The following is a 25,067-nucleotide window of genomic DNA, read 5'->3' as shown; positions in this document are numbered from 1 at the left end:
CGTCCGACGGTGATAGGGGGGGGCGGCGCAAATTGGAAGTGTCAGCGCAGGTAAAGCGGCGTCCGGTTCCCTTCGGCCACACGGCGCAGCACGGCAGGGTAGAGGCGGTGCTCAGCCAGCAGCACCCGCGCGGCCAGACGCTCGGGCGTGTCGCCGGGCCGGACCGGCACCCGCGCCTGGCCCAGCACCGGGCCGTCATCGAGTTCCGCCGTCACCTCGTGCACGCTGCAGCCCGCCTCCCGGTCCCCCGCCGCGATGGCGCGCGCATGGGTGTCGCGCCCGCGATAGGCAGGCAGCAAGGAGGGATGGATGTTCAGGATGCGTCCCGCCCAGCGATCGATGAAGCCCGGTGTCAGGATGCGCATGAAGCCCGCGAGACAGATGAGATCGGGCCGCGCCTCCTCGAGCTTCGCCGTCAGCGCCGCCTCGAAGGCCCCGCGCTCCTTGCCGAAGGGCCGGTGATCGACCGTCGCGGTCGCGATCCCGCGCGCCTCCGCCAAGGCAAGCCCGCCGGCCCCCGGCCGGTTCGACAGGACCAGGACCGGGCGTGCAGGATGATCGCCGACCATGCTTTCGCACAGGCGGTCCATGTTCGAGCCGCTCCCCGAGATCAGGATCGCGACGCGCATCAGCCGAGCGCGCCCTCGGTGCGGACGCCCTCGCCGCGCTCCACATGGCCCAGCCGGATGACGCGCTCGCCCTGGCCCTCCAGCAAGTCAGCGAGGGCGTCCGCCCGGTCCTCGGCCACCGCCAGCACCATGCCGATGCCGCTGTTGAAGGTGCGCAGCATCTCCGCCTCGTCCAGCCCGCCCTCGGCGGCCAGCCAGGCGAAGACCGCCGGCAGCTTCCATGCCCCCAGATCGACCCGCGCGCCAAGGCCCTCCGGCAGTACCCGCGGCAGATTCTCGGTGAGGCCCCCGCCGGTGATATGGGCGAGCGCGTGGACGCCGCCGGCACGGATGGCAGCGAGCCCCGGCTTGACGTAAAGCCGGGTCGGCGTGAGCAGCGCGGCCCCGAGGCTTCCTTCGGCGAAGGGCGCGGGATCGTCCCAGCCGAGCCCGCTGCGAGAGACGATGCGGCGCACCAGCGAGTAGCCGTTGGAATGGATGCCGTCCGAGCCCAGGCCAAGAAGGACATCTCCCTCCGACACGTTTGCGGGAAGCGCGGCGCCGCGGTTCATCGCGCCCACGCAAAAGCCCGCCAGGTCGAAATCACCGCCCTGGTACATGCCGGGCATCTCGGCCGTCTCGCCCCCGATGAGCGCACAGCCCGAGCGCACGCATCCCTCCGCGATGCCCTCGATGATCCGCGCGGCGGCGTCGAGCTCGAGCTTGCCGGTGGCCAGGTAGTCGAGGAAAAAGAGCGGCTCGGCGCCCTGGCAGACGAGATCGTTGACACACATCGCCACGAGGTCGATGCCGACCCCGTCAAGCTCGCCGGTCTCGATCGCGATCTTCAGCTTGGTCCCCACGCCATCGGTCGCCGCCACGAGGATCGGATCGTCATATCCGGCCGCCTTGAGATCGAAGAGCGCGCCAAAGCCGCCCAGGCCCGACATCACGCCCGCGCGGGCGCTGCGCTTGGCGGCGGGCTTGATCCGCTCGACGAGGGCATTGCCGGCCGCGATATCGACACCGGCATCGGCATAGGTCAGGCCCGCCGCGGGGCCGGTTTGATCTCGGTTGGTCATGCTTTGGGTCCTTTCGCGCTCACCGCTGCGATAGCCGATCACCCCTCACCTCGCAACGGTCAAGGCGCCGGCCTTTCCGCTAGCGGGGAACCGTGCCGGCGGAACGCGCGTTCGATCATTGTCGATAACGCGGATAAGATCATGAAACACTTCTTCATTCTCGCCATGGCGGCGCTGATTTCCCCGGCGGCCGGCGCGGCACCCGCGCAGGGCGAGGCGGCGCAGGATGTGGCAGACCCCCTTCCCGAACTGCGTGCGATGGCGGAGATCGACGATGACCCCGCGACCCTGACGCCCCGCGAGGCCCAAAAGCTCGCGCTTCTGGCACAGGTGCTCGGCGCCGATCCGGCGCTTGCCGCCCGATATGTCGTCACGCATTCCGTCATGCCCACCGGTCTTGACCAGACGCCCCGCTCTGATAGTTGAGGCATGTCGGGCCTGTAGCTCAATTGGTTAGAGCAGAGCGCTCATAACGCTTTGGTTGCGGGTTCAAGTCCTGCCGGGCCTACCATTCCCCCGATCGAGCCATCGGCGCCCCATTCGCTCGCCGCCGCCTTGTAACTTTCCGCCGCATGCGCGCGCCGCCCTTGCAACGCGCGGACCGGGACCACGAGCGCAGGGCGTTTGCGCGGCGGGGCACAGGGATCGGCGATTGCCCGCGGCGCATGAACCCTTAGATAGTCAGGACAACGATGCCGCGCCCCGCATTACGCGGCGGCCGGCCGCTCAACCGGACGGTGCCCCGCATCGCCCCAGAACGAGATGAAAGGCAGGAGCCACATGAGCGAGTCTTCCTATACGCCCCCGAAGGTCTGGACGCAGGACGCCGAGAATGGCGGCCAGTTCGCCAGCATCAACCGCCCCGTCGCCGGGCCCACCCATGACCGGGATCTGTCGAAAGGCGCCCATCCGCTGCAACTCTACTCGATGGCCACGCCCAATGGCGTCAAGGTCACCGTGATGCTAGAGGAGCTGCTGGAGCGGGGCATCGATGCCGAGTATGACGCGTGGCTGGTCGACATCTCGAGCGGCGACCAGTTCGGCAGCGGCTTCGTCGAGGTCAACCCGAACTCGAAGATCCCGGCCCTGATGGATCACGGCACCACCCCGCCCCGCCGCGTCTTCGAATCCGGCAGCATCCTCGTCTATCTCGCCGAGAAGTTCGGCGCCTTCGTGCCCGAAGATGCCGCCGAGCGGACCGAATGCATGAACTGGCTCTTTTGGCAGATGGGCAGCGCGCCCTACCTGGGCGGCGGCTTCGGCCATTTCTATGCCTATGCGCCGGAGAAGTTCGAGTATCCGATCAACCGGTTCACGATGGAGACCAAGCGCCAGCTCGATGTTCTCGACCGGCAGCTGGCAGAGCGGTCCTATCTGGCCGGCGACAGCTACAGCATTGCCGACATGGCCGTCTGGGCCTGGTATGGTCAGCTTGTGCTCGGCCGTCTCTACGGCGCGGCCGAGTTCCTCGACGTCGAGAGCTACACGAATGTCATGCGCTGGGCCAAGGAGATCGACGCGCGTCCCGCCGTCCTGCGCGGCCGCAAGGTCAATCGCAATTTCGGCGATCTGGACATGCAGCTGCATGAACGCCATTCGGCCGGTGACTTCGAGACCGAGACGCAGGACAAGAAAACCGACGCACAGGCGCTCGCCAAGAACGACTGAGCCTTGGCGGCATCCCGCCCGCCCGGCGCATTCGCGCGCGCCGGGCGGGCGGTTCCAGGAGATCACCCCATGCCACCCGCCCCCCCGGAACGCGGCCCGAAATGATGCAGGCCCTGCCCTCCTTGCATGTCGCCGTCGGAATGGTCCTGTCGATGATCACCCTCGTCGTGATCCTGCAGCAGCGGCGCAGTCCGCAATCAACCGCGGCCTGGGTGCTCTTCGTGATCGTGCTGCCCTATGCCGCGATCCCGCTCTTCCTGCTGCTGGGCTTTCGCAAGCGCGGCTCGCGTTTCTCCGCGATCGCCTACCGCGAGGCCGACGAGACGATCGAGCCTGTGCACGAGGTGGGACATGTGCTGCGCGATCTGGGCATTCCGGGCGCGACACGGCACAACGCGTTGACCCTCCTGACGGGCAATGCCGAGGCGGAGGCCGCCCTCTTTGATCTGGTGCGCAGTGCGCGCGAGCGCATCGATGCGACATTCTACCTGATCCGCAACGATCCGTCCGGAGAAAGCTTCGTCGACCTTCTGACCGAGCGGGCGGAGGCGGGCATCGAGGTGCGCCTGATCCTCGACCGGTTGGGATCGCTCTCGCGCCCCAAGGCCGCGTTGCGCCGCTTCGCGGAGGCGGGCGGAACACTCACCTACTTCTCCCCGCTGATCCAGCCGCCCGACAAGGGCCACCTGAACCTGAGGAACCACCGAAAGCTGGTGATCGCCGATCTGAACCGGGTGTGGTCCGGGGGGCGCAACATCGGCGACGAGTATTTCGGCGTGGGGCCCGGCGCTTGGCAGGACCTGAGCTTCACGGTGTCCGGCCCGGTGGTGCAGACCTATATCGACGTCTTCTCCTCGGACTGGAACGTGACCGCCAAGGGCTCCGCGCTGATGCCGCCCATCGACGTGCCGGACCGCGACGCGACCGCCATCGTGCAGCTTGTCCCCTCCGGGCCCGACGCGCCCAACGATCCGCTCCATGACGGGCTGGTGAATGCCATCCACCGGGCCGAGAAACGGGTCTGGATCACCACACCCTATTTCCTGCCCACCGAGGCGCTCTTGCATGCGCTGCACACCGCCGCGCATCGCAAGATCGACCTGCGCATCGTGATGCCCCGCCGCTCGAACCAGTGGACCGCCGATTTCGCGCGGGGCGCCTATGTGCGCGACCTCGAGATCGCCGGCGCCCGGATCTTCCGACATGAGGGGATGATCCATGGCAAGGCCGGGATCATCGACGATTTCGGCTGGCTCGGTTCGGCCAATTTCGACGTGCGCTCGATGCTGCTCAATTTCGAGACGACGCTGTTCATCTACGACCATGCCAGCCTCGAGGCGATGACGGAGTGGATGCTGCGTCTGCAGGACGAGGCGCGGGAAGGCCTGCGGCCCGCCGGCTTCACCAGGCGCCTTGCCGAAGGCATTTTCAGATTGGGAGCCCCGATCCTATGACCGAGCACAGCTTGCGCATCGTCACCTACAACATCCGCAAGGCGATGGGCACCGACCGGCGCCGCGATCCACGCCGGATCATGCGCGTCCTGGCGGCACTTCGCGCCGATGTCGTCCTGTTGCAGGAGGCCGATCGCCGGCGCGCCCCGCGCCCGCCCGCCCTGCCACCCGCAGAGCTCGGCGCGGCCACGGGCCTGCATCCCGTGACCTTCGATCACGGGCGCGACAGCCTCGGCTGGCACGGCAACGCGGTCCTGGTCCGGGAGGGGATCGAGCTTGTGGCCCGGGATTTCTTCGACCTTCCGGGGCTGGAGCCGCGCGGCGGCATCTCGGTGGATCTCGCGCTGAAGGGTGTGCGGTTCAAGGCGATCGGCGTTCACCTGGGGCTGCTGCGCGGCGCAAGGCGCGTGCAGATCAGCGCCCTGCGCGACATGCTCGCCGCCGGCCCGAGCCTGCCGACGGTGATCGGGGGGGATTTCAACGAGCGTTCGCTGCGCGTCGGGCTGGGACGCTTCTCGCCGGCCTTCCGCATTCTCGATGGCGGCGCGACATACCATGCCCGCCGCCCGCTCTTCGCCCTCGACAGGATCGCGCTGAGCCCCGAGTTCGAGGTGCACGGCCTGCATGCCGCGACGGGCCCCGAGCTGCCTTTCGCATCCGATCACCTGCCGCTGGTGGCCGAACTCTCGCTCAAGGGCTCCCCCGGCGGGTGAGGGGCGGTGCGGGAGCGCTCGGCGGCCGCGGGAAGCGCGGCGATACGCCGTGCCTCGGGGGTTTCCAGTATGCCCGGATCGCGCAACCAGTCGAGCAGCAGGCCGAACATGTCGTCACCCCAGAAGATGCGCGTGTCGATGACGATGCTCGGCACGCCGAACACACCCTCGCGCGCCGCCGTCTCGGTGTTCGCGCGCAGGCTGCGCTTCACCTCCGGCGCCGCGATCATGCGTTCGAGCCGGGGCATCGGCAACTCGAGCCGTGCGGCGAGCCGCGCCATGCTGCCTGGCGCCTGGCCATCCTCTCCCCGCCCCCAAACATGATCGAAGATGGTGGCGATCACCGCCCGCCGGTTGCCCAGCGCGATCGACAGGCGCAGCAATGTCAGCGGGTTGAACGGATGTCGCGGCGGCGGCACGAAAGGCAATCCCGCCCGGCGGGCGCGCCATTGCGCCGTCAGCATCGTGTGGACCTTCTTTTGCGGGATCTCGGCAGGGCCAAGCTGCCCCCAATGCGACAGCAATCCCGCGAAGAGGACCGGCCTGAACTCCAGCTCGAGCCCCTCGGGCAGGGCATGCAGGCGGTTGAACTGCAGATAGGCATACGGAGAGATGAAATCGAAGACCCAGACCGCCCGCCGCGGCATTCCGGCCCCGCTCACCGTGCGGGACCCGCCACCACCCGCCCGTTCTCGCGCCCTGCCGAAACCTGCGCCCCCGCGCCGCCGGCGGGCCGTTCGCGCAGCGGACCGTCGATGCCGGGCAGATCGGCGATCTGGCATCCCGTCGGGCAGCAACGTCCCGGCTGGCTTCGCGCGGTCTGCGGTGCCGCGCTCGGGCCGTGCACCCCCCGCCCCATCAGGGCGGCGACCACCTCCGCTTTCTCGCCCACGGGATAATTGCGCCAGATCTCGCGCTTCATGGCCTCCGGCGAGCCGCCGCCATGCAGCGAGATGACCGAATACCACCCCGCCTGGTCCGACACGGTCAGATCCTCGATGAAACGCGCCGTCTGCATCCGCTGCGCATGGGGAATATCCTCGCGCCCGCCAAGCACGGCGGCGAGCGAGGCGGCCGTCTCGGGGTTGTGATCCTCGTCCGGGCCCGGAAGCGCCACGATCAAGCCGCCGGAGACGGTATGGGCGATGCGGTGCATGTCGTAGATCTGCGTGGCCAGAAGCAGCTTGCCGATATTGGAGAAGACCGGGTCGGGCATCATGTTGCCTGCGGCCCCGCGCCGCCCCTGCACCGAGGCGGCGATACCGCAGGCATAGAACCCCTCGACGATCTTGATCAGCTCGACCATCTGCTCGCGGATATGCGGATGGCGGTCGGCATCGAGCCCGTTGGCCTCGATCATGAGGGCCGCCGCCCCGATCAGCAGATCGCCGAAACCCGCGCGCGCCGCGATGCAGCTGTGCCGGTGATGCGTGGCATAGGTGGTGGTCGCGAGCCCCGCGGAAACCGTCTCGCCGGCCATGAAGACCCGCTCCCAGGGAACGAAGACATCCTCGAACTGGACCACGGCCGTCGTCTGCCCGTAGCGGTTCGAGAAGATCGCATCCCCCTGTCCCGGACGGCCCGCCTTGCGGGCGATGATCGTCACGCCGGGCGCATCGACCGCGAGCGCGCAGATCACGGCGCAATCGGCATCCTCGGCCCGATGCGTGCGGCAAGGCATCACCAGCAGTTCATGCACATAGGGCGCGCCCGTCACGATCGCCTTGGTCCCCGATAGCACGATGCCATCCGGCCTGCGCTCCTTGATATGGACATAGGTGTCCCGCGAAACCTGCTGTCCCGGCCGCAGGCTGCGATCACCCTTGGCATCGGTCATCGCGATCCCGATCGCCAGGTCGGCGCGCTGCACCTGCTGCATCCACGCGTCGAAGCGCTCGCCATACCGGGTCCCGTGCTCGGCATCGGCATGGCGCGTGCCCTCCAGGAGCCCGCCGAACGCATCATGGGCGAGGTATCTTTGCGCGCAACCGGATATCCGGCATACCAGCCGCACCGCCTCGAGCTTGGCGAGGAGGTCCTCGGCCGTCTCGTCGACATGCAGCATCCGGTTCACCGGCCCCCTGCCATCCGCGCCGGCCGCCGTCATCACGGCTGCATGATCAGGCATCCGCGCAAGGTCGTAGGTGACCCCGATCGCCTCGATCCCGGGCCGCAGGATCGGAGCGTCCGCCACGGTCTCGATCCGCTCTCCGTTGACGAAGACCCGCGGGCTGAGCGCATAAAGGGATTGGTGGTATTCCGCGGCACTCATTAGCATGATGGCTCCTCCTGATTGCGCATTCGCGGTCAATTCTTTACAACTATTGAAAATCTATCAACGAATAAATTTGAGGGTGTCAGTATGGTCAAGCGGACGGTGCGCCCCGGAACGCGGCTCGAGCGGCGCGGGGTCATCATGATGGCGGCCCGCGCGGTCTTCGAGCGAGAGGGGCTCGAGGGGGCGTCGTTGCGGGCGATCGCGGCGGAGGCGGGCTACACCCCGGCGGCGCTCTATTTCCACTTCGACTCCAAGGAGGCGCTCTATGCAACGCTTCTGCATGACGCGCTCGCGGTCTGCAGGATGGGCGTGCGGCACGCGGTGGAGCATGCCGGCCCCGATCCCGGCATGCGCCTCCGGGCCGCAGCCATGGCCGTCTTCGAGCATTACGATCGCAATCCGCGCGATCTCGACCTGGGCTTCTACCTCCTCCGGGCCGGGCTTCGGCCCAAGGGGCTCGGGCGTGCGCATGACCTGGGATTGAACAAGGCCTTCGCCGAGACCCTCGCCCCGATGCGCCGTGCCTTCGAGGATCTGGGCGTGACGCCCGGGGAGGCGCAGCTGATGACGGCCGATACATTCGCCCATGCCGCCGGCCTGCTGCTGCTGTCGCATACGCGGCGCATCAAGATGTTCGGCGTCGCGCCGTCGATCCTGATGGAGCGTCATGTCGCCGAGCGCCGCGCGGCCCTGGGCGGGGCATTGCGGGCGCGCAAACACGGGTGATCACGTTGGCGCGGCGGTTCAGGATGGGCGGCGCGCCGCGGAACATGCGCGCGTGATGGAACCATTCGGCCTCCCGGAAACTCTACCCTCAGGCTTTCACGGTATTACGGGATCCCAAGACATGACGCGTTCATCCAACGATAACGGCAACGGCGAAACCCATCAGCAGTCGGGCGGCGATGTGCCCGACCTGACCACGGCGCAGGGCATCCCCGTCTCCGACAACCAGAACACGTTGCGTCCCGGCCCCCGCGGCCCGGCGCTTCTCGAAGATTTCGTGATGCGCGAGAAGATCTTCCACTTCGATCACGAGCGCATCCCCGAGCGCGTCGTCCATGCGCGCGGCTACGGCCTGCACGGGCATTTCGAACTCTACGAAACCCTCTCCGATCTCAGCGCCGCTGACATCTTCCAGCGCCCCGGCGAGAAGACCCCCGTCTTCGTGCGCTTCTCGACCGTGGCCGGCAACAAGGGCTCGGCCGACCTGGCCCGCGACGTGCGCGGCTTCGCCGTTAAGTTCTACACCCAGGACGGCAACTGGGATCTCGTCGGCAACAACATTCCCGTCTTCTTCATTCAGGACGCGATCAAGTTTCCCGACCTGATCCACGCCGCCAAGCCCGAGCCCGATCGCGGCTTCCCGCAGGCCCAGACCGCGCATGACAATTTCTGGGACTTCATGTCGCTGATGCCCGAATCGATGCATATGGCGATGTGGATCATGTCGGACCGGACGATCCCGCGCTCTTTCCGCTTCATGGAAGGCTTCGGCGTCCACACCTTCAGGCTGGTCAATGCCGAGGGACAGTCGCATTACGTCAAGTTCCACTGGAAGCCCAAGCAGGGTCTCCAATCGGTGCTCTGGGACGAGGCGGTCAAGGTCAACGGCGCCGATCCCGATTTCCACCGCCGCGACATGTGGAACGCGATCGAGGCGGGCGACTACCCCGAATGGGAGCTGGGCATCCAAGTCTTCGACGACGAATTCGCCGACAACTTCGAGTTCGACGTGCTCGATCCGACCAAGATCATCCCCGAGGAGCAGGTACCGGTGCGTATCATCGGCAAGATGACCCTGAACCGCCTGGTCGACAATTTCTTCGCCGAGACCGAGCAGGTCGCCTTCTGCACCCAGAACATCGTCCCCGGCATCGACTTCACCAACGATCCGCTGCTGCAGGGGCGCAACTTCTCCTATCTCGACACGCAGACCAAGCGTCTCGGCGGGCCAAACTTCACCCATATCCCGATCAACGCGCCCAAATGCCCGTTCCATAACTTCCAGCAGGACGGCCATATGGCGATGCACAACCCCAAGGGCCGCGCCAATTACGAGCCCAACAGCTGGGGCGGCGCGCAGGGCGGACCGCGCGAGACGCCGCGTCGCGGCTTCCGGTCCTACCCCGAGCAGGTGCAGGGCGAGAAGCGGCGCCTGCGCCCCGAAAGCTTCGCCGATCACTACAGCCAGGCACGGCAGTTCTATCTCAGCCAGACCGAGGTCGAGCAGGCGCATATCGCCGATGCGCTGGTCTTCGAGCTCAGCAAGGTCAAGACGGTCGCGATCCGCGAGCGTATGGTCTCGCACCTGCCCAATATCGACGAGGACCTCGCGAAGAAGGTCTGCGAGGGTCTGGGTCTTGCGAAGATGCCGCAGGCCGCCGAGCCCGCGCATCCGGTGAACCGCAACCTTTCGGTCTCGGACAAGCTCAGCATCCTCAAGAACGCGCCCGACAGCTTCAAGGGCCGCAAGATCGGCCTTCTGCTCAGCGACGGGGCCGATGATGCGCTGATCGAGGCGCTGATGTCGGCGGCGAAGGCCGAAGGGGCCATGGTCGAGGTGGTCGCCCCGCGTGTGGGCGGTGTCACCACCGCGGGCGGCAAGGCCATCGAGGCGGACGAGAAGATCGATGGCGCGCCTTCGGTCCTCTACGACGCGGTCGCGGTCATCGTTTCCGCCGAAGGTGCCGAAAAGCTCGCCGCGATCCCCCAGGCGCGCCAGTTCCTGTCCGATGCCTATGCCCACTACAAGTTCATCGCGCTCGGCGGCGAGCCGGACGCGCTGGCGCGCGCGGGCGGGCTGCCGGAGGGCGGCGATGGTGGCATCCTCGCGCTCGGCGGCACAGATGCGGGCGCGTTCGTCGCGCAATGCCGGGCCCTGCGCTTCTGGGACCGCGCAAGCTGAGCATCACACCATGCCCTCCCGCCCCCGGCCAGGCGCCGCGGGGCGGGAGGGGCTTCTAGCGGCTGCCCTTCGGGGTGGTGATGATCCTGGCGCTGTTCTGGCCGGTCACGAAGGACCACAGCCAGCTCAGCGCGACCGAGATCCGGCTGCGTGTTCCGATCAGGAAGAAGATATGTGCCACGCCCCAGATCCACCAGGCGAGGCGTCCCTTCAGCGTGACCTTTCCGAAATCCGCGATCGCCGCCCGGCGCCCGAGCGTCGCCATGCTGCCCAGATGCTTGTAGCGGAAGGGCGGCGGCGCCTCCGCTCCCGCATGGCGTCCGGCGATCAGCCGTCCGACGTAATCGCCCATCTGCTTGGCGGCGGGCGCGATGCCGGGCACCGGGGCGCCCGATGCGTCCGGCACGGCGGCGGTATCGCCGATCACGAAGATCTCGGGACGGCCCGGCACGCTCAGGTCGGGCGCCACCTCGGCGCGCCCTGCCCCGTCGCGCGGTGCGCCGATCCACTCGGCGGCGGACGATGCCTGCACCCCGGCGGCCCAGATCACGGTGCGGCAGGGGACCTGCGTGTCGCCCATCACGACCCGATCGGCGTCGATCTGCGTCACCGGCGTGCCGAGGACGACCTCGACACCGAGCCGCTCCAGCGAGGCACGCGCATAATCGGACAGGTCCTCGGAGAAGGCCGAGAGCACTTTCGGCCCCGCCTCGATCAGCATCACGCGGGCCCTGTGGGTATCGATGCGCCGGAATTCGCGCGGCAGGATGCGATGCGCCAGGTCGGCGATGATCCCGGCCATCTCCACCCCGGTCGGACCTGCCCCGATCACCGCGAAGGTCAGATGCGCCTGCTTGAGGGCCGGATCCCGTGCCGCCTCGGCGGCCTCGAAGGCGAAGAGGATCTTGCGCCGGATCGCCGTCGCGTCCTCGAGGGTTTTCAGCCCGGGTGCGTGCAGCTCCCAGCCGTCATTGCCGAAATAGGAATGGCGCGCACCGGTTGCGAGCACCAGCGTATCGTAGGAGATCCGCTCCCCGTCCTCCAGGGCAACCTGCCGCGTGGCCGGCTCCACCCCCGTCACCGTCGAGAGCAGCGTCGTCACGTCCTCGCGGTCGCGAAAGAGCTGGCGCAGCGGCCAGGCGATCTCCGACGGCGCGAGGATTGTCGTTGCCGCCTGATAGAGCAGCGGCTGGAACAAGTGGTGGTTGCGCTGGTCGATGAGCGTGATCCGGATCCCCGGCCCGCGCAGCGACTTGATGCATTGCAGACCGCCGAAGCCGCCCCCCACGACAACCACGTGATGGCGCATATCCGTTGCTGGGGAGGAGGGATGGATCACGGTGATCGGTCCTTTGCGATGGGCTGGCGCGGCACCGGAAATGCCGCCGCGCGCGCAGGCCGCTCGCGACAACTCAAGGCGTTAGCGCAATCAGCGCCCTCTAGCACGGGCAGGCATGCAATGCACGGCACTTCGTGCGGCCCAAGGCAGCGGCCGGCGGATCGCGCCTGCCACGGGGCGGCGGCATCCCGGCCGCATCACGCGCGGCTGCGGCAGGCCGCGGCAGTTCCGCCCGGCGCGCATTCGGCACATCCGACAGCGTGGACAACTGGTGGGAGGCGCGACATCCGAGCCCACCGCCGACCCTGCGCCGGACCCGGGAAGGCCGCCTGCGATCGTGTCGATCGGCGCGCCTGCGGTTTTCGATCCACGAGTAGTTGAACTTCGGTTCAATTCAGACAGTCTTGGTCATATCCATTCCGCGTGGCCGATGGGCGATACGCGCGCCCACAGCCGCAGCCAGAGGAGACACGATGCCCATCCTGCAGCGCCACAAGCCCCGGCCCGTCCCAATTCCCCGGACCGTTCCCGAGAATCTCGCCGCCGGAGAGCTGGCGGCCGCATATGCGAGCACGAAGGCCGCGTTCGGGGTGCCTTGGATGGGCGTGGTCGCCATGGCCTTCGCCAGTTTCCCGGGTTTCTACCGCGCGCTTTGGGGCCTGTATGACCCTATCGTGCGCAGCACCGCCTTCCGCTCTGCATGCACCGAGCTGCGCGACTGCGCCGAGCGGGAGGCGGCGCGGCTCGATCAGGCACCGCTCGCCCGGGACCTGGAAAAAGCGGGATATACCGACGCCGATCTCGCGGCGATCCGCAAGGTCATCGAGGTTTTCGCGGCAGGGAACATGCCTTACCTGCTGATGGCCACGTCCGCGCGTCTGCTGCTGGAGGGGCACGAGGTGGGAGAGGCGTCGCCGGGCGATCTCACACAGGCCGGCGCGCCGCCGGTGCTCTGGCCCGCCGGACAGGCGCTGACACTTGTCGAGCCGCATCACCAGGACGCTTCCGGCCGCGCACTCTACGAGGATATCAAGGCGACGCTGGGGCTCCCGTTCCTGAACACCGATTACCGCGCGCTGGCGCGGTGGCCCAGCTACTTCCACCTGGCCTGGCAAGGGCTGCAGCCGCAGGTCGGGCAGCCTCTCTACTCCGAAATCGTCACGGCCGTTCATGACCGCGCCACGGAACTGGCCATGGCATTGCCCAATCCGAACGACGTGCGCTCGGAAACCGTTCGGGCGGCGGCTGCCGCGGAGGGAGCGTCCGGAGAGGTTCTGGCCGTTGTGCACCTGTTTCAATGGCTGCTGCCGGGCCTGGTCACGAATGTCGCTGTCTTCCAGGGACAGCTCGAAAACTGACCACCGATCAGGAGACGAGCGGTTCCTGGCGTGCGAATGGCAGGAGTGCCATTTCGACGATATTGCGAAGCGTCGAGCGATCCGGGTCGGTTTTGGCGATCACGTTGAGCCCCTGTGACAGGCAAAGCAGGTATTTGGCATTCCCGGCGGCATCCTCGATGCCCGTGCGATCGAGGGCCCGGCAGAATGCCTGTTCCAACCGGCCAAGGTGGTCCGACATGAGGCGCCCGACCTCCGCGTCGTTCTCCTTGAGTTCGAGAAAGGCGTTGGTCCCGAGGCAGCCCCAGCGGCGATTGCCATTGACGATCCCCTCGACGATGAACTCGAAATAGGCGCGGATCCCCCTCAGCCCGTCCGGTTCGGCATCCATCAGGTCCACACCGGGACGATTCATCTGGTCCAGATAGCGCTGAACCACCTTGACGAAGAGCCCGTGCTTATTGCCGAAAGCGGCATAGACGCTGCCTGGATTGAGGTCCATGGCAACGCAAATCTCCTGGATCGGAGCAGCGGCGTAGCCGCGATGCCAGAAGATCTCCAGGGCCTTGTCCAAGGCCGTATCCATGTCGAATTCCCTCGGCCGTCCCATGAACACCCCTTTCCGAGCCAGTCAGTCCTCCGACCCTGCAATTTTTGCAACGTCCGAACAAGGCGATGCCGCCGGATCGCCGGTGCCGCACCCGCGCGCACCCGATGAACTACCCGGGCAGGTCCCCGCAAGGACGGCGGGTCGCGAGCAGGTCGCGCGTGGCCAGAACCGAGGAATACGTGGAAACGGAATAGGGCACGCAAAAGGTCAGCATGATCTTCAGCATGCGGCTCAGATCGATGTCGCCGCGCAGTATGGCGTCCCCATGATTGATGGTCGCCAGGACCACCCCCACCACGAGTGCGACACGTGCCGCCCGGCGCACCACCGTGCGGTGCAGGGCGATACTCCAGAAACGCGGGGGCGGAGCGGCAGCCCCGCCCCGGGGTGGCCCTTGTTCGCTCACCGCAGCGCGACCAGTTCGTTGAGCGATGTCAGCCGGTAATCCGGCTCCATCCCCAGATCCTCCATCTGCATCCGCAGGAGCTTGAACATGGTCGACGGGCCAACATGCTCGGCCTCGTCCACCTCCCGGTTCATCGCCTTTCGCGTCACGCGCTCGATCCAGGCCACGCGGAAGCCGAAATTCTTGGCCGCGCAGGCGTCGAAGGCGTTGGATGAGACGAAGACCACGTTCTCCGGCTTCACGTTCAGCCGCTCTTCGACAAGCTCGTATGCCGCCGCATGAGGCTTGAAGATGCCGACCTTGTCGACGCTGATCGTGGCCTCGAGCTTGCGGTCGAGCCCGGTGTTCTCGACCAGCGTGTCGAGGATGCCCTGGTTGCCGTTCGACAGGATCGCGAGGGGCACCCCGGCCAGTGCATCGAGGGCCGAATGACAATCGGGATGAGGGTCGAGATGCAGGTACTTGTCCATGATCTGCGCGCGCGTCGCCGCGTCACTCTCCACCCCCACCGCGTCGAGCGTATAGATCAGCGACTCCTCGGTGATATCCCAGAAGCTGCGATAGCTGTTCATGAGAGAGCGGAGCCATGTGTACTCCAGCTGCTTCAGGCGCCAGACCTGGGTGATGAGCTCTCCGTGCCGGGGGAATTTTTCACAGGTGATCTTCGAGACTGATTGCACGTCGTAAAGGGTGCCGTAGGCGTCGAACACGAAGGCTTCGGTCTTCATCGGGTAAAACTCCGTCAGTGGTGTCTGTTATGGGCGAAAGGCTCAGATCGTCAGGAAGACGAAGCTGACCAGGAAGATGATCGCGCTCGCGGTCGCGGCGCCGGCTCTGGCGAGGCTCCAATCGAGATCGGTGGATAGCAGCCCCGAGAGGGTCCATCCGTAGAGGGCCAGTCCGGCCAGCGCCGCCAGGGGGGCTGCGGCCGTGGAGGCCCCGGCGAGCCAGAAGGCCGCAACCGGCGCCGCGATCCAGAGCGGCAGGGCAGCTTGCGAAACGAGCGCCCCCGTGCCGAGCAGGGACAGCCGCCCGCCGAATGCACGGCACAAGGCCCAGGTCACCCCGGTGAACCCGCCCCACAGCGCGAGAAAGAGGCCTATCCCGCCAAGAGTGACCGGAAACGCCGCCTCGGCAAGGCTCATGTCCAGTGACGCGATCTCCGATGAGCGGGCCTGGAGGGTTGCGAGGCTCCAGAGGAGCCCCGCGATCGGTACGCCCAAAGGAACGGGCAGACGCCGGTTGGGTGCCATGAGGACCTCTACCAAGGCACGAGGCCCCAGAGCAGCACGGGTGCCCAGAGCGCCGCGAGGATGAGAAGCCACTGGCTGCTGTCATATCGTTGCCGCGTCACCGTAGCCCAGCCATGCATGCCCTCGACCAGCTCCTGCGCCCGGCTCCGCGCCACCTCAGCTTTGCCGCGTGCGAAACGCTCGGTGGCCAGGGACACCAGAATCGTGAGGATGAAGCCCACGGGCACCGAGATGAGCGACGTCGAGAAGCCCAGCCCTGCCACGAGACCGCTTCCCACCACCAGGTCGGCGAAAACATATGGCGACAGCAATATGTAGAGCGCACCCGACAGCAGACTGCCCACGAAGGCGCCCCAGGGATTGATCCGCGTCGACCAGACCCCGAGGACCACCATGGGCGTGATGGCGGTGGCGCAAAGTCCGAAGGCCCAGAAGATCGACGTTATCAGGAAGGCCGGCGGATCGAGCGACACGAGCAGCGAGACGACCCCCGTGCCCGCCAATGCCATGTAACCGTAGCGCAGCTGCTGTTTCTCGCTCATGTGGGGACGCAGGACTCCCACGATGTCATGCCCGACAACCGTTGCCACGCCGATCATCAGCCCCGCGATCGTGGAGACGCCCGCGGCGAGGACCCCGGCGATAACGAAGGCCGAGACCCACTCGGGATTATAGGCCAGGTTCAGCAGCAGCGTCGTCTTGTCCGCAGCTTCCGGCGTGAGCTCCTGGCCCATCATGGCGAAATGGTAGACGCCGGCAAAGCCCATGGCATAGGTGCCGAGAAACATCAGCCCCACCCAGAGGCAGAACCATGGGACGACGACCCGCGCCGACTTGATGTTCTCGGAAGTCAGCACCCGCTGCGCCAGTTGCGGCAGACCCAGGGTGCCGATCGTCAGGGCGACGAAGAGCGACAGGTAGAAGCGCGCCTCGAATTTCAGGTCAAAGAAGGTCGGGATCTGCTCGAGCAGCGCATCCGTCAGATCGCCGTAACCCAGAGGCGGGACCCAGTAGCCTGCCACGCCCATGGCCTTGAGAATGGCCGCCAGGGGCACCAGCAGAGCGATCATCATGATCACCATCTGGATGGCATCGTTGTAGGTCGCGCCCTTCATGCCGCCGATGGTGATGTATCCGGTTATCACCAGCGCCGAGAGGATGAGCGACGGCGTGTAGGGCAGGCCGAGCAGCACCTCGAAGACCTTCGCGATGCCGATGAACTGGCCGACCATATACATGAGCATGATCAGGAGCATCCAACCCGCGGCCAGGAATGCCGTGTTGCGCCCGTAGCGCAGCTGCACGAAATGCACCGAGGTGAAAACACCCATCCGGTAGAGCGATGCACCGTAGAGCATTACCAGAAGCGGCACGCTCAGGATGAGCTGGATCCACATGTAGACGAAGGGAAGATGGAGCTGTTGGATCAACGCCACGACGCCCAGGAACGTTGCCACGCTCATCCAGGTGGAAGATGCGGCGAGCGAATTGACCAGCGGACCGATCGAGCGGCCGGCCAGGTAGAGATCGGTCGCATTCGCCGTTTTCTTGTTGTTGATCATCGCGACGGCGTAATAGAGGCCGAAGACGGCCAGCGTAATGCCGAGCCCGAGCCAGATATTCTGGATTTGCCAGTCTGCGGAAGTCATTTGGCGGCCCCCGCGAGCTGACCTGGCGCGGCCGGCGATGCGGCGGAGGTCGAAGCCGTGACGTTTGCGTCCGTCCGCGGCCCGCCCGTGGCGGCCGCGTTCTCAGCCTCGATCTCGTCTTCCAGCCGGTTGGCGAAGATGCACCAGATGACGGACCAGACAAGGACCCCGAAGGAGCCGAGCAGGATGGCGACCAGATAATGGGCCGGCAGCCCGAACAGCCTCACGCTGTTGTCGCTGCCAAGCATCACCACCCAAAGCCCGGTATGCCCGAGCAACACATAGCCGATCCCGAAGCCGATCGTTGACCGGACCTCTTTCTTGTACGCTTTCACTTCCTTTCCCCCCTTGTTCTTCGCGGGTCCGTGCCTCCCCGGCTGGTCTTTGATCGAACAGTTTCCCGGCTGACCGCTGCGAATAGAGATGACGCTACGCATTATTGAATTTGTTTTCAATAAATGTTTGCGAGACCCGATGCAGGCTCCGGACCGCGGAGCAGATGGCCTGCTGCACGCCGCCGATCTGCTTGGCAGACCCAATGGGATACGCCTGGCGCGATCGGTACTCGAGGGCTGTGCGCTGCTTCATCTGTCGGCCGAACGGATTAACACGGCTTGCGGCGCGTCGATCAATCTGCCGGTGTTCTTGATTGTCCATGACCCGCCCCGGATCGAAGCAGGGCGCTTAGCGGCTCCCCAGCCCGCCCGGCCCGGGGTCGAGAGCATCGTCACGCTGGCCAACGGCCTCAGCGACGTTCTCCGAGCCTAACTCGACGAAACGAGCAGCATTCAGTTGTCCGAACGCTTCCGGGAGGGGCGCTCGATGGCAGCTTGGACTTCGGACAGTGTCCGGCGAGGAAAAACGCCGGCACGTGATCGTCCAATGCGAGGCCCGGGAGAACCTTGCCGGATCGTCACAGCGGGCTCGCCGCCGGACATCAGCACCGCGGGTGGCGGGGCGGGAGTGCCGTTCCGCGCCACCGAGGACGCGATGGCCGCCATGTCGATGCCGAGCTCGCGCGCTTCGCGCTCCAGAGCGTCGCCCAGCAGGATAGGGGTGATGCCGCGGGCTTCGGCGACCCGGACCGCCGCTTGCAGCGAGGCTTGCGGTATGGCGATGAACCGAAACTCTGACTGGTCCGGCCGCGCGGGGGAGGAGGTCGAAAGCAGCCTTCGGGCCACGTCCGGCAGACCGGAGCCGAGCCGTTCCGCCAGGTACGACAGGTACGACAGGTCGTCCCCGGCCGTGGGGTCCGCGACCGTGGGGCCTGAGGCGATGGCCGCCGGGTCGTCGCCGGGCACGTCCGGGATCGCGAGCGTCACGATCCGCGCCCCTTCCGCCGCCTGCGCGAGCCCCCCGCCATTGATGCGGGAAAGCCGTCGGCGCACGCTGTTCATCGCACTTATCGAAAGGCCGGAGGCCAGAAGGAGCCGGTTCACCTCGATGACGTCGTTCAGGGGAGGGATGGCTCTGGCATGGGCAGCAGCGCGGAACCGCCGCCCGAGATCAGGGCGAGGACAAGATCGCCCGGTCCGGCCTCGGCGCCCTTATGCATGATCTCCCGCGCCGCCGCCGCCCCTGCCATGTCGGGCACCGGGTGGGCGGCTTCGCGCACCTCGATGCGCCGGGTCGGAACGGCGTGGCCATAGCGGGTGACCACCACCCCCGACAGGTCGACATCGGGCCAGGCCCGTTCCACCGCGCGCGCCATCGCGGCGGCGGACTTGCCCGCGCCGACCACGATGCAGCGGCCCGCGGGCTTCTCGGGCAAATGACGGGCCAGAACCACGCCGGGATCGGCCGCCTTGATGGCGGCGCCCGGCATCTCGCGCAGCAGGGTTTCCGGGTTGCTCGGGCTCACGCCAGCGGGGGCTCAGATGTTGTCGCCGCGGATCGCCTCGCAGACCGCGTCGGTGACCTGCTGGGTCGTCGCGCTGCCGCCCACATCCGGCGTCAGCACGCCATCCGCGCAGACCTTCTCCACAGCGCGCATGAGGCGGATGGCCGCGTCCGCTTCACCAAGGTGCTCAAGCATCTGGCTCGCGGTCCAGAAAGTCGCCACCGGATTGGCGATGCCCTTGCCGGTGATGTCGAAGGCCGAGCCGTGGATCGGCTCGAACATCGAAGGGTAGCGGCGCTGCGGGTCGATATTGCCCGTCGGCGCGACCCCGAGGGAACCGGCCAGCGCACCGGCCAGGTCCGACAGGATATCGGCATGCAGGTTCGTTGCCACGATGGTGTCGAGGCTCCTGGGATCCTTGACCATGCGCACGGTCATGGCGTCGACAAGCATCTTGTCCCAACTCACGTCCGGGAACTCCTGCGCCACCTCGGCGGCGATCTCGTCCCACATCACCATGCCGTGGCGCTGCGCGTTCGACTTGGTGACCACGGTGAGAAACTTGCGCGGGCGCGACTGGGCCAGTTCGAAGGCATAGCGCATGATCCGCTCGACGCCGGTGCGGGTGAAGATTGAGACCTCGGTGGCAACCTCCTCGGGCATGCCACGATGGGCGCGCCCGCCGACGCCGGAATATTCACCCTCGGAATTCTCGCGCACGATGACCCAGTCGAGATCGCCGGGGCCGACGCCCGCCAGCGGCGAGGTGATGCCGGGCAGGATCTTGGTGGGGCGCACGTTGGCATATTGATCGAACCCCTGACAGATCGGCAGGCGAAGACCCCAGAGCGTGACGTGATCGGGCACGTCGGGCGCGCCGACAGCGCCAAAAAAGATCGCGTCGAAATCCCGGATCTGGTCGCGCCCGTCCTCGGGCATCAGCGCGCCGGTCGTCTTGTAGCGATCAGAGCCCCAGTCGAACTCGGTGACGTCGAGCTTGAAGCCGCCGTCGCGCCGGGCCAGCGCCTCGAGCGCCTGAAGCCCGGCGGCGATTACCTCCGGGCCGATGCCATCTGCGGGAATCGAGGCAATGCGGTAGGTCTTTTGCTCCGGACTGGCCGCACGCGTCTCGCCTTCGGTGACATCCTGGTGAACGACCGTCATCCTCTTCCTCCTCGCGCGGTATGTGATCTGTCACAACGCTACCGGAACGGCGATGGACACCTCAATTCTGTAGTGATTATATACATAACCGATATAGCAGCCCGGATGCCGGCGATGAACAAGATGCAGCTCCGTTGTTTCCTGACCGCCGCCGAAACGCTTCATTTCGGTCGCGCGGCGCAGCGGCTGGAGATCCTGCCCGCAAGCTTCGGGCGTCAGATCAAACAGCTTGAGGATCACCTGGGGGTGGAGCTGTTCCGCCGAACCACGCGGGACGTGGCACTCACGGAGGCTGGCAAGGCGATCGTGGAGGACGCTCGGAACCTGCTCGCTCAGATGGACGCGTTCGAGCGGAAGGTGCGGGCCGTGCGCATGGCGCGGTCGCATGTCCTGCGGGTCGGGGCGATCGACAGCGCTGCAGCCGGTCTTCTGCCACAGATCCTGCCGCCGATGCGGGAGTCGCACCCCGACCTGGAGATTCAGATCGTCGAACAGAAGACGATCCACCTGTTGCCGAAACTGCTGAGCGGCAGCCTCGACATCGCGTTCTGCCGCCCCCCGGACCTTCGCGACCCGCGGCTCGTGTTCCGGACCCTGTTCCATGAAACCGCGGTCGTGGCCCTGCCGGCCGATCACCGCCTGGCCAGCCGCGAACAGATCGAGATCGCCGATCTGGCCGACGAGCCGCTCATCGTGCCGGACCGGCGCTCGCGCCCACATTCGCATGACCTAACGATCACCCTTTTCCTGCGCGCCGGACTGACGGCGCGTATTTCGCAGATCGCCGAGGAAAAGCAGACCATCGTCAATCTTGTGGCGACCGGAACTGGGCTTGCCATCGTGCCGCGGTGGACGTCCCGCCTGAGGGTCCGGGGTGTGCGCTTTCTGCCGCTGCGCACAAAAGATGCCCCGCCCCAGGCGAAGCTCATCCTTGCATCGGCTTGGGCCCGGAATACGCGTGATCCGGAGCGGGACGCGCTCATGGAACTGCTCGAAGGACATCTGAGCGAGATCGAAGCATCGGCCTGATTATATCGTAAATGAATATATTACGCAGCAAATTGAGTCGAGAGCATCTCTCGAGTCATTTTTCCTAGAGAGGATGCGCCTCGCCAAGGCCCGTCCGGGAGGAAATCGCAGAGGAGGAGCTCTCATGAAACTCACGGCACTTATCGCCGCTGCCACTTGCGCGTTGGCGTTGCCCGTCCACGCACAGGATCGCGCGGACTGGCCCAGCAGCATCACCATTGGGACCGGCAGCCAAGGCGGCACCTATTTCGGCTATGGCTCGGGTTTCGGCGCGATGATCAGCGAGGAACTGGGCATCAACGCCGGCGCCGAAATCACCGGCGGCCCGGTGCAGAACGTCACGCTTGTCGAGACCGGCGAGCATCAGCTTGGCTTCGTCACCCTCGGCCCGGCGGACGAGGCGCGGCGCGGCGAGAGCCCGCTGATGCCTGGCGTGCCGCACGAGAACGTCCGCGCGCTGTTCCCGATGTATCAGACCCCGCTGCAGGCGGCGGTGCTAGCCTCCTCGGATATCGAGAGCTTCTCTGATCTGCAGGGCAAGCGCGTCGGCGTCGGCCCGGCGGGCGGCACCTCGGCCACCTACTGGACCCGCTTTTTCGAGAATGCCGAAGGCTATGACGACGTCACCGTCTCCAATGCCGGCGGCTCGGACACTGCGGGCCAGCTCAAGGACGGGCTGATCGACGCGTTCGTCTATGCTGCTGGCCTGCCCACCGGCGCCTACAGCCAACTCGCGGTCGAGAACGACGTTCGCTTCCTGTCGATGGACGACGAGACCCGCAACACGATGAAGGAGATCGTGCCGGCCATGTCCAATTTCACGATTCCCGCCAACACCTACGAGGACCAGCCCGAGCCGCTGGAGACGACCTCGCTATGGAACTTCGCCATCGTTCATCAGGACATGCCCGAAGATCTCGCCTACGAGATCACGAAGCTGGCGATGGAGAACAACGACAGGATGGTGACCAATCACGCGGCCGCCAAGGACTCGCTGCCCGAGAACGTGCAGTTCAACACCGTGATCCCGTTCCACCCGGGCGCCGCTCGCTGGTTCCAGGAAAACGGCTACGACGTGCCGTCCGCCGAGTAAGGCCAGCGGCCCTCGACCGATCTTGGAACGGGCGGCGGAGCGAACCCGCCGCCCGCCTTCGTCCTGAACCCAGCAGCTACAGGCGCCCGCGATGACCCATTCCTCCGACGCCCATCAGGCGCAGACCGCACAGTCCAACATCGAGCAGGAACTGGCCCGTGCCAATGTCGACGCGGACCCGGTCGCCGGCAACCAGCGTCTTTTCGAAGGCGGTCGCAACGCCCTGATCGCGATCATGTGCGTGGCCTACACGGTCTTTCACCTGCTGGTGATGAACGTCTACCCGCTCGAGACATGGGCCTATCGGTTGAGCCATGTGGGGGGCGGCCTTTTGCTGGGCTATCTGCTGTTCGGCTCCTCCCCCTTTGCCGAGAGCGATGCGCGAGGGCGGCCAGATGGGCTGCTCTCGAAGGCGCTTCTGGTGCTGGCCGGAGCCGGAATCCTCTACGGTCTGGCCGGTGTCGCCGCGATCTGGATCAACGGCCGGATCATGGGGGAAATGCTGCCGCCTGCCTGGGCGATGTCCACCTTCGGCATCCCGCTGACCGCGGGCACCGCGATCGCCATTCTGCACGGCTGGCTCTTTCCCCACCGCAACCGGACGCGCTTCGCCCCCGGCGACGTGTTGCTCGCCGCCGCCACAGTCGGTGCCATCGCCTACCTGATCTTCTTCGCCCGCCAGCTTCAGCTGCGCGCGGGCATGCCCATGGCTCTGCCAGGCGACATGTGGTCGGCAATCACCGGCGTTCTGCTGATCATCGAACTGACCCGTCGGCTCGCCGGGCTCGCGCTCGTCATCATCGCCGGCGTCTTCGTCGCCTACGCTTTTGCCGGGCCCTGGTTGCCGGGGATCTTCGAGCATCGCGGCTACGACGTGAAGCGCTTCTTCTCCTACATCTTCACCGACAACGGCGTGCTCGGCGCGCCGATCGCAATCTCTTCGACCTACATCATCCTCTTCGTCGTCTTCGCCGCTTTCCTCCAGACCACCCGGGTCGGGGAATACTTCGTGAACCTCGCCTTCGCCGCCGCCGGTCATCGCCGCGGCGGGCCGGCCAAGGTCGCGATCTTCGCGTCTGGCCTGATGGGGATGATCAACGGCACCTCGGCTGGCAACGTCGTCGCCACCGGCTCGCTCACCATTCCGATGATGAAGAAGGTCGGATACCGACCGCAGACCTCGGCCGCCGTCGAGGCCGCGGCGTCGACGGGCGGGCAGATCATGCCACCGATCATGGGCGCGGGCGCCTTCATCATGGCCGAGATCACCGGCATTTCCTACATGGAGATCGTCTACGCCGCGATCATCCCCGCGATTCTCTACTTCATCTCCGTCTACTTCATGGTCGACCTCGCGGCGAAGAGGGTCGGCATGAAGGGCCTGCCGCGCGATCAGCTGCCAAAGCTCGCCAAGCTGATCCGGCAGGTCTATCTCTTCCTGCCCATCGTGGTGCTGATCTACGCGCTATTCGCGGGCTATTCGGTCATTCGTTGCGGCACGCTGGCAATGATTACAGCCGCTGTGGTGTCTTGGCTGACGCCGCACCGGATGGGACCGCGCCAGTTGTTCCAGGCGCTCGACAACGGCGCGCGAATGGTGCTGCAACTGGTCGCCGTCTGCGCCACCGCCGGCATCATCGTTGGCGTCATCGCACTGACCGGGATTGGCTCTCGCTTTTCCACGGTGCTTCTGGCACTGGCCGATCAGAGCCAGATCTTGGCTTTGTTCTTCGCAATGGTCGTCTCGATCATCCTCGGGATGGGCATGCCCACCACGGCGGCCTATGCCGTGGCCGCGAGCGTCATCGCGCCCGGCGTAATCAACCTGGGCGTCGCCCCCCTGACCGCGCATCTGTTCATCTTCTACTTCGCGGTTATGTCAGCGATCACGCCCCCCGTGGCGCTGGCCGCCTATGCCGGCTCGGCGCTTGCTGGGTCCGACCCGATCCGCACGAGCGTGGAAAGCTTCAAGATCGGTCTCGCCGCCTTCGTCGTGCCCTACATGTTCTTCTACTCCCCGGCGATGCTGCTGAAAGGCAGCCCTTTCGAGATCGCCCATATCTCGATCACCGCGATTTTCGGCGTCTACCTGCTCTCCTGCGCCGTGCAGGGCTGGTTCTTCGGCCCGGCGAGCGGTCTGGTGCGCGCCGCGCTCGTAGTGGGCGGGTTGACCATGATCGCCGGCGGCTGGGTTACCGACGCGGTAGGACTTGGCATCGCGCTGGCTCTGGTCCTTGTGCAGAAAAGGATCGCCACGCCCGGTGATCTCTCTGCCCAGCAAACCGGTGAGGGCGGGGCATAAGGAGCTTCCGAAGGTCTTTTGCGCAGGGTCCCAAAATCGGGAGTTTCTTCTGGCACGTTGCGATTCTGGCCATGCCAGGTTGCCGGAATCGGTCCGCCCGGGAGATGATCTCCATGCCGGCCTCGCGAAACATGGCCAGCAGCACCGTCCCGCCACCCCGGGGGGCTTTCCCGAAGTCATGCAACAACCCCACTTAGAAGGAAGTCGCCGAAAACATTGGGGAAAGAATGGTAGCGGATGAGGGACTTGAACGGCGTTGTTGCGTAACTCACGCCTGAGACATGATGCCCCCTTTCCCCGCCGTCATCAGTCCACGCGGACGATCTCGGCCGTT

General features: G+C 66.3%; 25 protein-coding genes and 1 tRNA gene. 12 read left to right on the top strand and 14 right to left on the bottom strand.

Going from position 1 to position 25,067, the window contains the following annotated elements:
• Positions 1-41: 41 nt before the first annotated feature.
• Complete coding sequence (purN, locus tag PMES_RS02170; protein ID WP_159963895.1) at positions 42-629, bottom strand: phosphoribosylglycinamide formyltransferase; 588 nt, start codon at positions 627-629, stop codon at positions 42-44.
• Positions 629-1,690, bottom strand: a complete 1,062-nt coding sequence (purM, locus tag PMES_RS02165) for a phosphoribosylformylglycinamidine cyclo-ligase (RefSeq protein ID WP_159963894.1) — start codon at positions 1,688-1,690, stop codon at positions 629-631. The genes purN and purM overlap by 1 nt, the downstream gene beginning before the upstream one ends.
• Positions 1,691-1,831: 141 nt before the next feature.
• On the opposite strand from purM, the gene PMES_RS02160 reads away from it, so the two are divergent.
• From PMES_RS02160 to PMES_RS02140, 5 genes are all read left to right on the top strand, one after another.
• Positions 1,832-2,116: a hypothetical protein gene (locus PMES_RS02160; RefSeq protein ID WP_159963893.1), complete on the top strand. Its 285-nt coding sequence runs from the start codon at positions 1,832-1,834 to the stop codon at positions 2,114-2,116.
• An 8-nt stretch (positions 2,117-2,124) separates the two neighbouring features.
• Positions 2,125-2,201, top strand: a tRNA-Ile gene (locus PMES_RS02155).
• A 269-nt stretch (positions 2,202-2,470) separates the two neighbouring features.
• Positions 2,471-3,358 carry a glutathione-dependent disulfide-bond oxidoreductase gene (gene yghU / locus PMES_RS02150; RefSeq protein WP_159963892.1) on the top strand — a complete coding sequence of 296 codons (888 nt, stop codon included), beginning with the start codon at positions 2,471-2,473 and terminating at the stop codon, positions 3,356-3,358.
• A gap of 101 nt (positions 3,359-3,459) precedes the next feature.
• A complete protein-coding gene (locus tag PMES_RS02145; protein ID WP_159963891.1) occupies positions 3,460-4,812 on the top strand; it encodes a phospholipase D-like domain-containing protein in 1,353 nt (450 codons plus the stop codon).
• Positions 4,809-5,525, top strand: coding sequence for an endonuclease/exonuclease/phosphatase family protein (locus PMES_RS02140; RefSeq protein ID WP_159963890.1), 717 nt, complete (start codon positions 4,809-4,811; stop codon positions 5,523-5,525). Before PMES_RS02145 ends, PMES_RS02140 begins: the two co-directional genes overlap by 4 nt.
• On the opposite strand, the gene PMES_RS02135 is transcribed toward PMES_RS02140, so the two are convergent.
• Both PMES_RS02135 and PMES_RS02130 read right to left on the bottom strand, forming a co-directional pair.
• Positions 5,474-6,172: a 2-hydroxychromene-2-carboxylate isomerase gene (locus PMES_RS02135; RefSeq protein ID WP_159963889.1), complete on the bottom strand. Its 699-nt coding sequence runs from the start codon at positions 6,170-6,172 to the stop codon at positions 5,474-5,476. The two genes, PMES_RS02140 and PMES_RS02135, sit on opposite strands and share 52 nt — an antisense overlap.
• Positions 6,173-6,183: 11 nt before the next feature.
• Entirely contained in the window at positions 6,184-7,803 is a 1,620-nt protein-coding gene (locus PMES_RS02130) for a 4-hydroxyphenylacetate 3-hydroxylase family protein (protein WP_159963888.1), read from the bottom strand.
• A gap of 84 nt (positions 7,804-7,887) precedes the next feature.
• Here PMES_RS02130 and PMES_RS02125 point away from each other — a divergent pair, with 84 nt between their 5' ends.
• Complete coding sequence (locus PMES_RS02125; protein ID WP_159963887.1) at positions 7,888-8,529, top strand: TetR/AcrR family transcriptional regulator; 642 nt, start codon at positions 7,888-7,890, stop codon at positions 8,527-8,529.
• Positions 8,530-8,650: 121 nt separating this feature from the next.
• Complete coding sequence (locus PMES_RS02120; RefSeq protein ID WP_159963886.1) at positions 8,651-10,711, top strand: catalase; 2,061 nt, start codon at positions 8,651-8,653, stop codon at positions 10,709-10,711.
• 55 nt (positions 10,712-10,766) lie between these two features.
• On the opposite strand, the gene PMES_RS02115 is transcribed toward PMES_RS02120, so the two are convergent.
• Positions 10,767-12,050 (bottom strand): NAD(P)/FAD-dependent oxidoreductase, encoded by a 1,284-nt coding sequence (locus tag PMES_RS02115; RefSeq protein ID WP_438943220.1) that lies wholly within the window; start codon positions 12,048-12,050, stop codon positions 10,767-10,769.
• 473 nt (positions 12,051-12,523) lie between these two features.
• Between PMES_RS02115 and PMES_RS02110 the strand changes: the two genes are divergently transcribed.
• Complete coding sequence (locus tag PMES_RS02110) at positions 12,524-13,408, top strand: hypothetical protein (RefSeq protein WP_159963885.1); 885 nt, start codon at positions 12,524-12,526, stop codon at positions 13,406-13,408.
• Between the two features lie 7 nt (positions 13,409-13,415).
• Here PMES_RS02110 and PMES_RS02105 read toward each other — a convergent pair whose 3' ends face one another.
• The 6 genes from PMES_RS02105 to PMES_RS02080 all read right to left on the bottom strand — a co-directional run bounded on the left by PMES_RS02105 (position 13,416) and on the right by PMES_RS02080 (position 17,742).
• Positions 13,416-13,973, bottom strand: a complete 558-nt coding sequence (locus PMES_RS02105; RefSeq protein ID WP_236549665.1) for a TetR/AcrR family transcriptional regulator — start codon at positions 13,971-13,973, stop codon at positions 13,416-13,418.
• A 133-nt stretch (positions 13,974-14,106) separates the two neighbouring features.
• Positions 14,107-14,403 carry a nitrate/nitrite transporter NrtS gene (nrtS, locus tag PMES_RS02100; RefSeq protein WP_201288939.1) on the bottom strand — a complete coding sequence of 99 codons (297 nt, stop codon included), beginning with the start codon at positions 14,401-14,403 and terminating at the stop codon, positions 14,107-14,109.
• Positions 14,400-15,131, bottom strand: a complete 732-nt coding sequence (locus tag PMES_RS02095; RefSeq protein ID WP_159963883.1) for a haloacid dehalogenase type II — start codon at positions 15,129-15,131, stop codon at positions 14,400-14,402. The genes nrtS and PMES_RS02095 overlap by 4 nt, the downstream gene beginning before the upstream one ends.
• Positions 15,132-15,173: 42 nt before the next feature.
• Positions 15,174-15,656 carry a hypothetical protein gene (locus PMES_RS02090; protein WP_159963882.1) on the bottom strand — a complete coding sequence of 161 codons (483 nt, stop codon included), beginning with the start codon at positions 15,654-15,656 and terminating at the stop codon, positions 15,174-15,176.
• An 8-nt stretch (positions 15,657-15,664) separates the two neighbouring features.
• A complete protein-coding gene (locus tag PMES_RS02085; protein ID WP_159963881.1) occupies positions 15,665-17,305 on the bottom strand; it encodes a sodium:solute symporter family protein in 1,641 nt (546 codons plus the stop codon).
• Complete coding sequence (locus PMES_RS02080; RefSeq protein ID WP_159963880.1) at positions 17,302-17,742, bottom strand: hypothetical protein; 441 nt, start codon at positions 17,740-17,742, stop codon at positions 17,302-17,304. The genes PMES_RS02085 and PMES_RS02080 overlap by 4 nt, the downstream gene beginning before the upstream one ends.
• On the opposite strand from PMES_RS02080, the gene PMES_RS02075 reads away from it, so the two are divergent.
• Positions 17,729-18,073: a hypothetical protein gene (locus PMES_RS02075; RefSeq protein WP_159963879.1), complete on the top strand. Its 345-nt coding sequence runs from the start codon at positions 17,729-17,731 to the stop codon at positions 18,071-18,073. The two genes, PMES_RS02080 and PMES_RS02075, sit on opposite strands and share 14 nt — an antisense overlap.
• Positions 18,074-18,093: 20 nt before the next feature.
• Here the strand turns inward: PMES_RS02075 and PMES_RS16820 are convergent, their stop codons facing one another.
• From PMES_RS16820 to PMES_RS02065, 3 genes are read right to left on the bottom strand one after another with little or no spacing between them, the layout of a single operon-like run.
• Positions 18,094-18,744, bottom strand: a complete 651-nt coding sequence (locus PMES_RS16820) for a DUF4147 domain-containing protein (protein ID WP_268892401.1) — start codon at positions 18,742-18,744, stop codon at positions 18,094-18,096.
• Positions 18,745-18,758: 14 nt separating this feature from the next.
• Positions 18,759-19,166, bottom strand: a complete 408-nt coding sequence (locus PMES_RS16815; protein WP_268892400.1) for a DUF4147 domain-containing protein — start codon at positions 19,164-19,166, stop codon at positions 18,759-18,761.
• A 12-nt stretch (positions 19,167-19,178) separates the two neighbouring features.
• Entirely contained in the window at positions 19,179-20,309 is a 1,131-nt protein-coding gene (locus PMES_RS02065; RefSeq protein ID WP_159963878.1) for a tartrate dehydrogenase, read from the bottom strand.
• A gap of 114 nt (positions 20,310-20,423) precedes the next feature.
• Here PMES_RS02065 and PMES_RS02060 point away from each other — a divergent pair, with 114 nt between their 5' ends.
• From PMES_RS02060 to PMES_RS02050, 3 genes are all read left to right on the top strand, one after another.
• Positions 20,424-21,338, top strand: coding sequence for a LysR family transcriptional regulator (locus PMES_RS02060; RefSeq protein WP_159963877.1), 915 nt, complete (start codon positions 20,424-20,426; stop codon positions 21,336-21,338).
• Between the two features lie 124 nt (positions 21,339-21,462).
• Positions 21,463-22,431 carry a TAXI family TRAP transporter solute-binding subunit gene (locus PMES_RS02055; protein ID WP_159963876.1) on the top strand — a complete coding sequence of 323 codons (969 nt, stop codon included), beginning with the start codon at positions 21,463-21,465 and terminating at the stop codon, positions 22,429-22,431.
• A gap of 91 nt (positions 22,432-22,522) precedes the next feature.
• On the top strand, positions 22,523-24,733 hold the full coding sequence (locus PMES_RS02050; RefSeq protein WP_159963875.1) for a TRAP transporter permease: 2,211 nt from the start codon (positions 22,523-22,525) through the stop codon (positions 24,731-24,733).
• The last annotated feature ends 334 nt before the right edge of the window (positions 24,734-25,067 follow it).

The organism is Profundibacterium mesophilum KAUST100406-0324 (genome assembly GCF_009835145.1).
GTDB classification, from domain to species: domain Bacteria; phylum Pseudomonadota; class Alphaproteobacteria; order Rhodobacterales; family Rhodobacteraceae; genus Profundibacterium; species Profundibacterium mesophilum.
This window is presented reverse-complemented; position numbering and strand designations above follow the sequence as displayed.

Excerpts from the sequence above, each read along its gene's own strand:
- PMES_RS02145 (WP_159963891.1), top strand. The coding sequence starts at position 3,460 with ATGATGCAGGCCCTGCCCTCCTTGCATGTCGCCGTCGGAATGGTCCTG.
- PMES_RS02085 (WP_159963881.1), bottom strand. The coding sequence starts at position 17,305 with ATGACTTCCGCAGACTGGCAAATCCAGAATATCTGGCTCGGGCTCGGC.
- PMES_RS02120 (WP_159963886.1), top strand. The coding sequence starts at position 8,651 with ATGACGCGTTCATCCAACGATAACGGCAACGGCGAAACCCATCAGCAG.
- purM (WP_159963894.1), bottom strand. The coding sequence starts at position 1,690 with ATGACCAACCGAGATCAAACCGGCCCCGCGGCGGGCCTGACCTATGCC.
- PMES_RS02050 (WP_159963875.1), top strand. The coding sequence starts at position 22,523 with ATGACCCATTCCTCCGACGCCCATCAGGCGCAGACCGCACAGTCCAAC.
- PMES_RS02090 (WP_159963882.1), bottom strand. The coding sequence starts at position 15,656 with ATGGCACCCAACCGGCGTCTGCCCGTTCCTTTGGGCGTACCGATCGCG.
- PMES_RS02095 (WP_159963883.1), bottom strand. The coding sequence starts at position 15,131 with ATGAAGACCGAAGCCTTCGTGTTCGACGCCTACGGCACCCTTTACGAC.
- PMES_RS02135 (WP_159963889.1), bottom strand. The coding sequence starts at position 6,172 with ATGCCGCGGCGGGCGGTCTGGGTCTTCGATTTCATCTCTCCGTATGCC.
- PMES_RS02060 (WP_159963877.1), top strand. The coding sequence starts at position 20,424 with ATGAACAAGATGCAGCTCCGTTGTTTCCTGACCGCCGCCGAAACGCTT.
- PMES_RS02055 (WP_159963876.1), top strand. The coding sequence starts at position 21,463 with ATGAAACTCACGGCACTTATCGCCGCTGCCACTTGCGCGTTGGCGTTG.
- PMES_RS02080 (WP_159963880.1), bottom strand. The coding sequence starts at position 17,742 with ATGCGTAGCGTCATCTCTATTCGCAGCGGTCAGCCGGGAAACTGTTCG.
- PMES_RS02130 (WP_159963888.1), bottom strand. The coding sequence starts at position 7,803 with ATGCTAATGAGTGCCGCGGAATACCACCAATCCCTTTATGCGCTCAGC.
- PMES_RS02065 (WP_159963878.1), bottom strand. The coding sequence starts at position 20,309 with ATGACGGTCGTTCACCAGGATGTCACCGAAGGCGAGACGCGTGCGGCC.
- yghU (WP_159963892.1), top strand. The coding sequence starts at position 2,471 with ATGAGCGAGTCTTCCTATACGCCCCCGAAGGTCTGGACGCAGGACGCC.
- PMES_RS02160 (WP_159963893.1), top strand. The coding sequence starts at position 1,832 with ATGAAACACTTCTTCATTCTCGCCATGGCGGCGCTGATTTCCCCGGCG.
- PMES_RS02105 (WP_236549665.1), bottom strand. The coding sequence starts at position 13,973 with ATGGATACGGCCTTGGACAAGGCCCTGGAGATCTTCTGGCATCGCGGC.
- PMES_RS02125 (WP_159963887.1), top strand. The coding sequence starts at position 7,888 with ATGGTCAAGCGGACGGTGCGCCCCGGAACGCGGCTCGAGCGGCGCGGG.
- purN (WP_159963895.1), bottom strand. The coding sequence starts at position 629 with ATGCGCGTCGCGATCCTGATCTCGGGGAGCGGCTCGAACATGGACCGC.
- PMES_RS02075 (WP_159963879.1), top strand. The coding sequence starts at position 17,729 with ATGACGCTACGCATTATTGAATTTGTTTTCAATAAATGTTTGCGAGAC.
- PMES_RS02110 (WP_159963885.1), top strand. The coding sequence starts at position 12,524 with ATGCCCATCCTGCAGCGCCACAAGCCCCGGCCCGTCCCAATTCCCCGG.
- PMES_RS02140 (WP_159963890.1), top strand. The coding sequence starts at position 4,809 with ATGACCGAGCACAGCTTGCGCATCGTCACCTACAACATCCGCAAGGCG.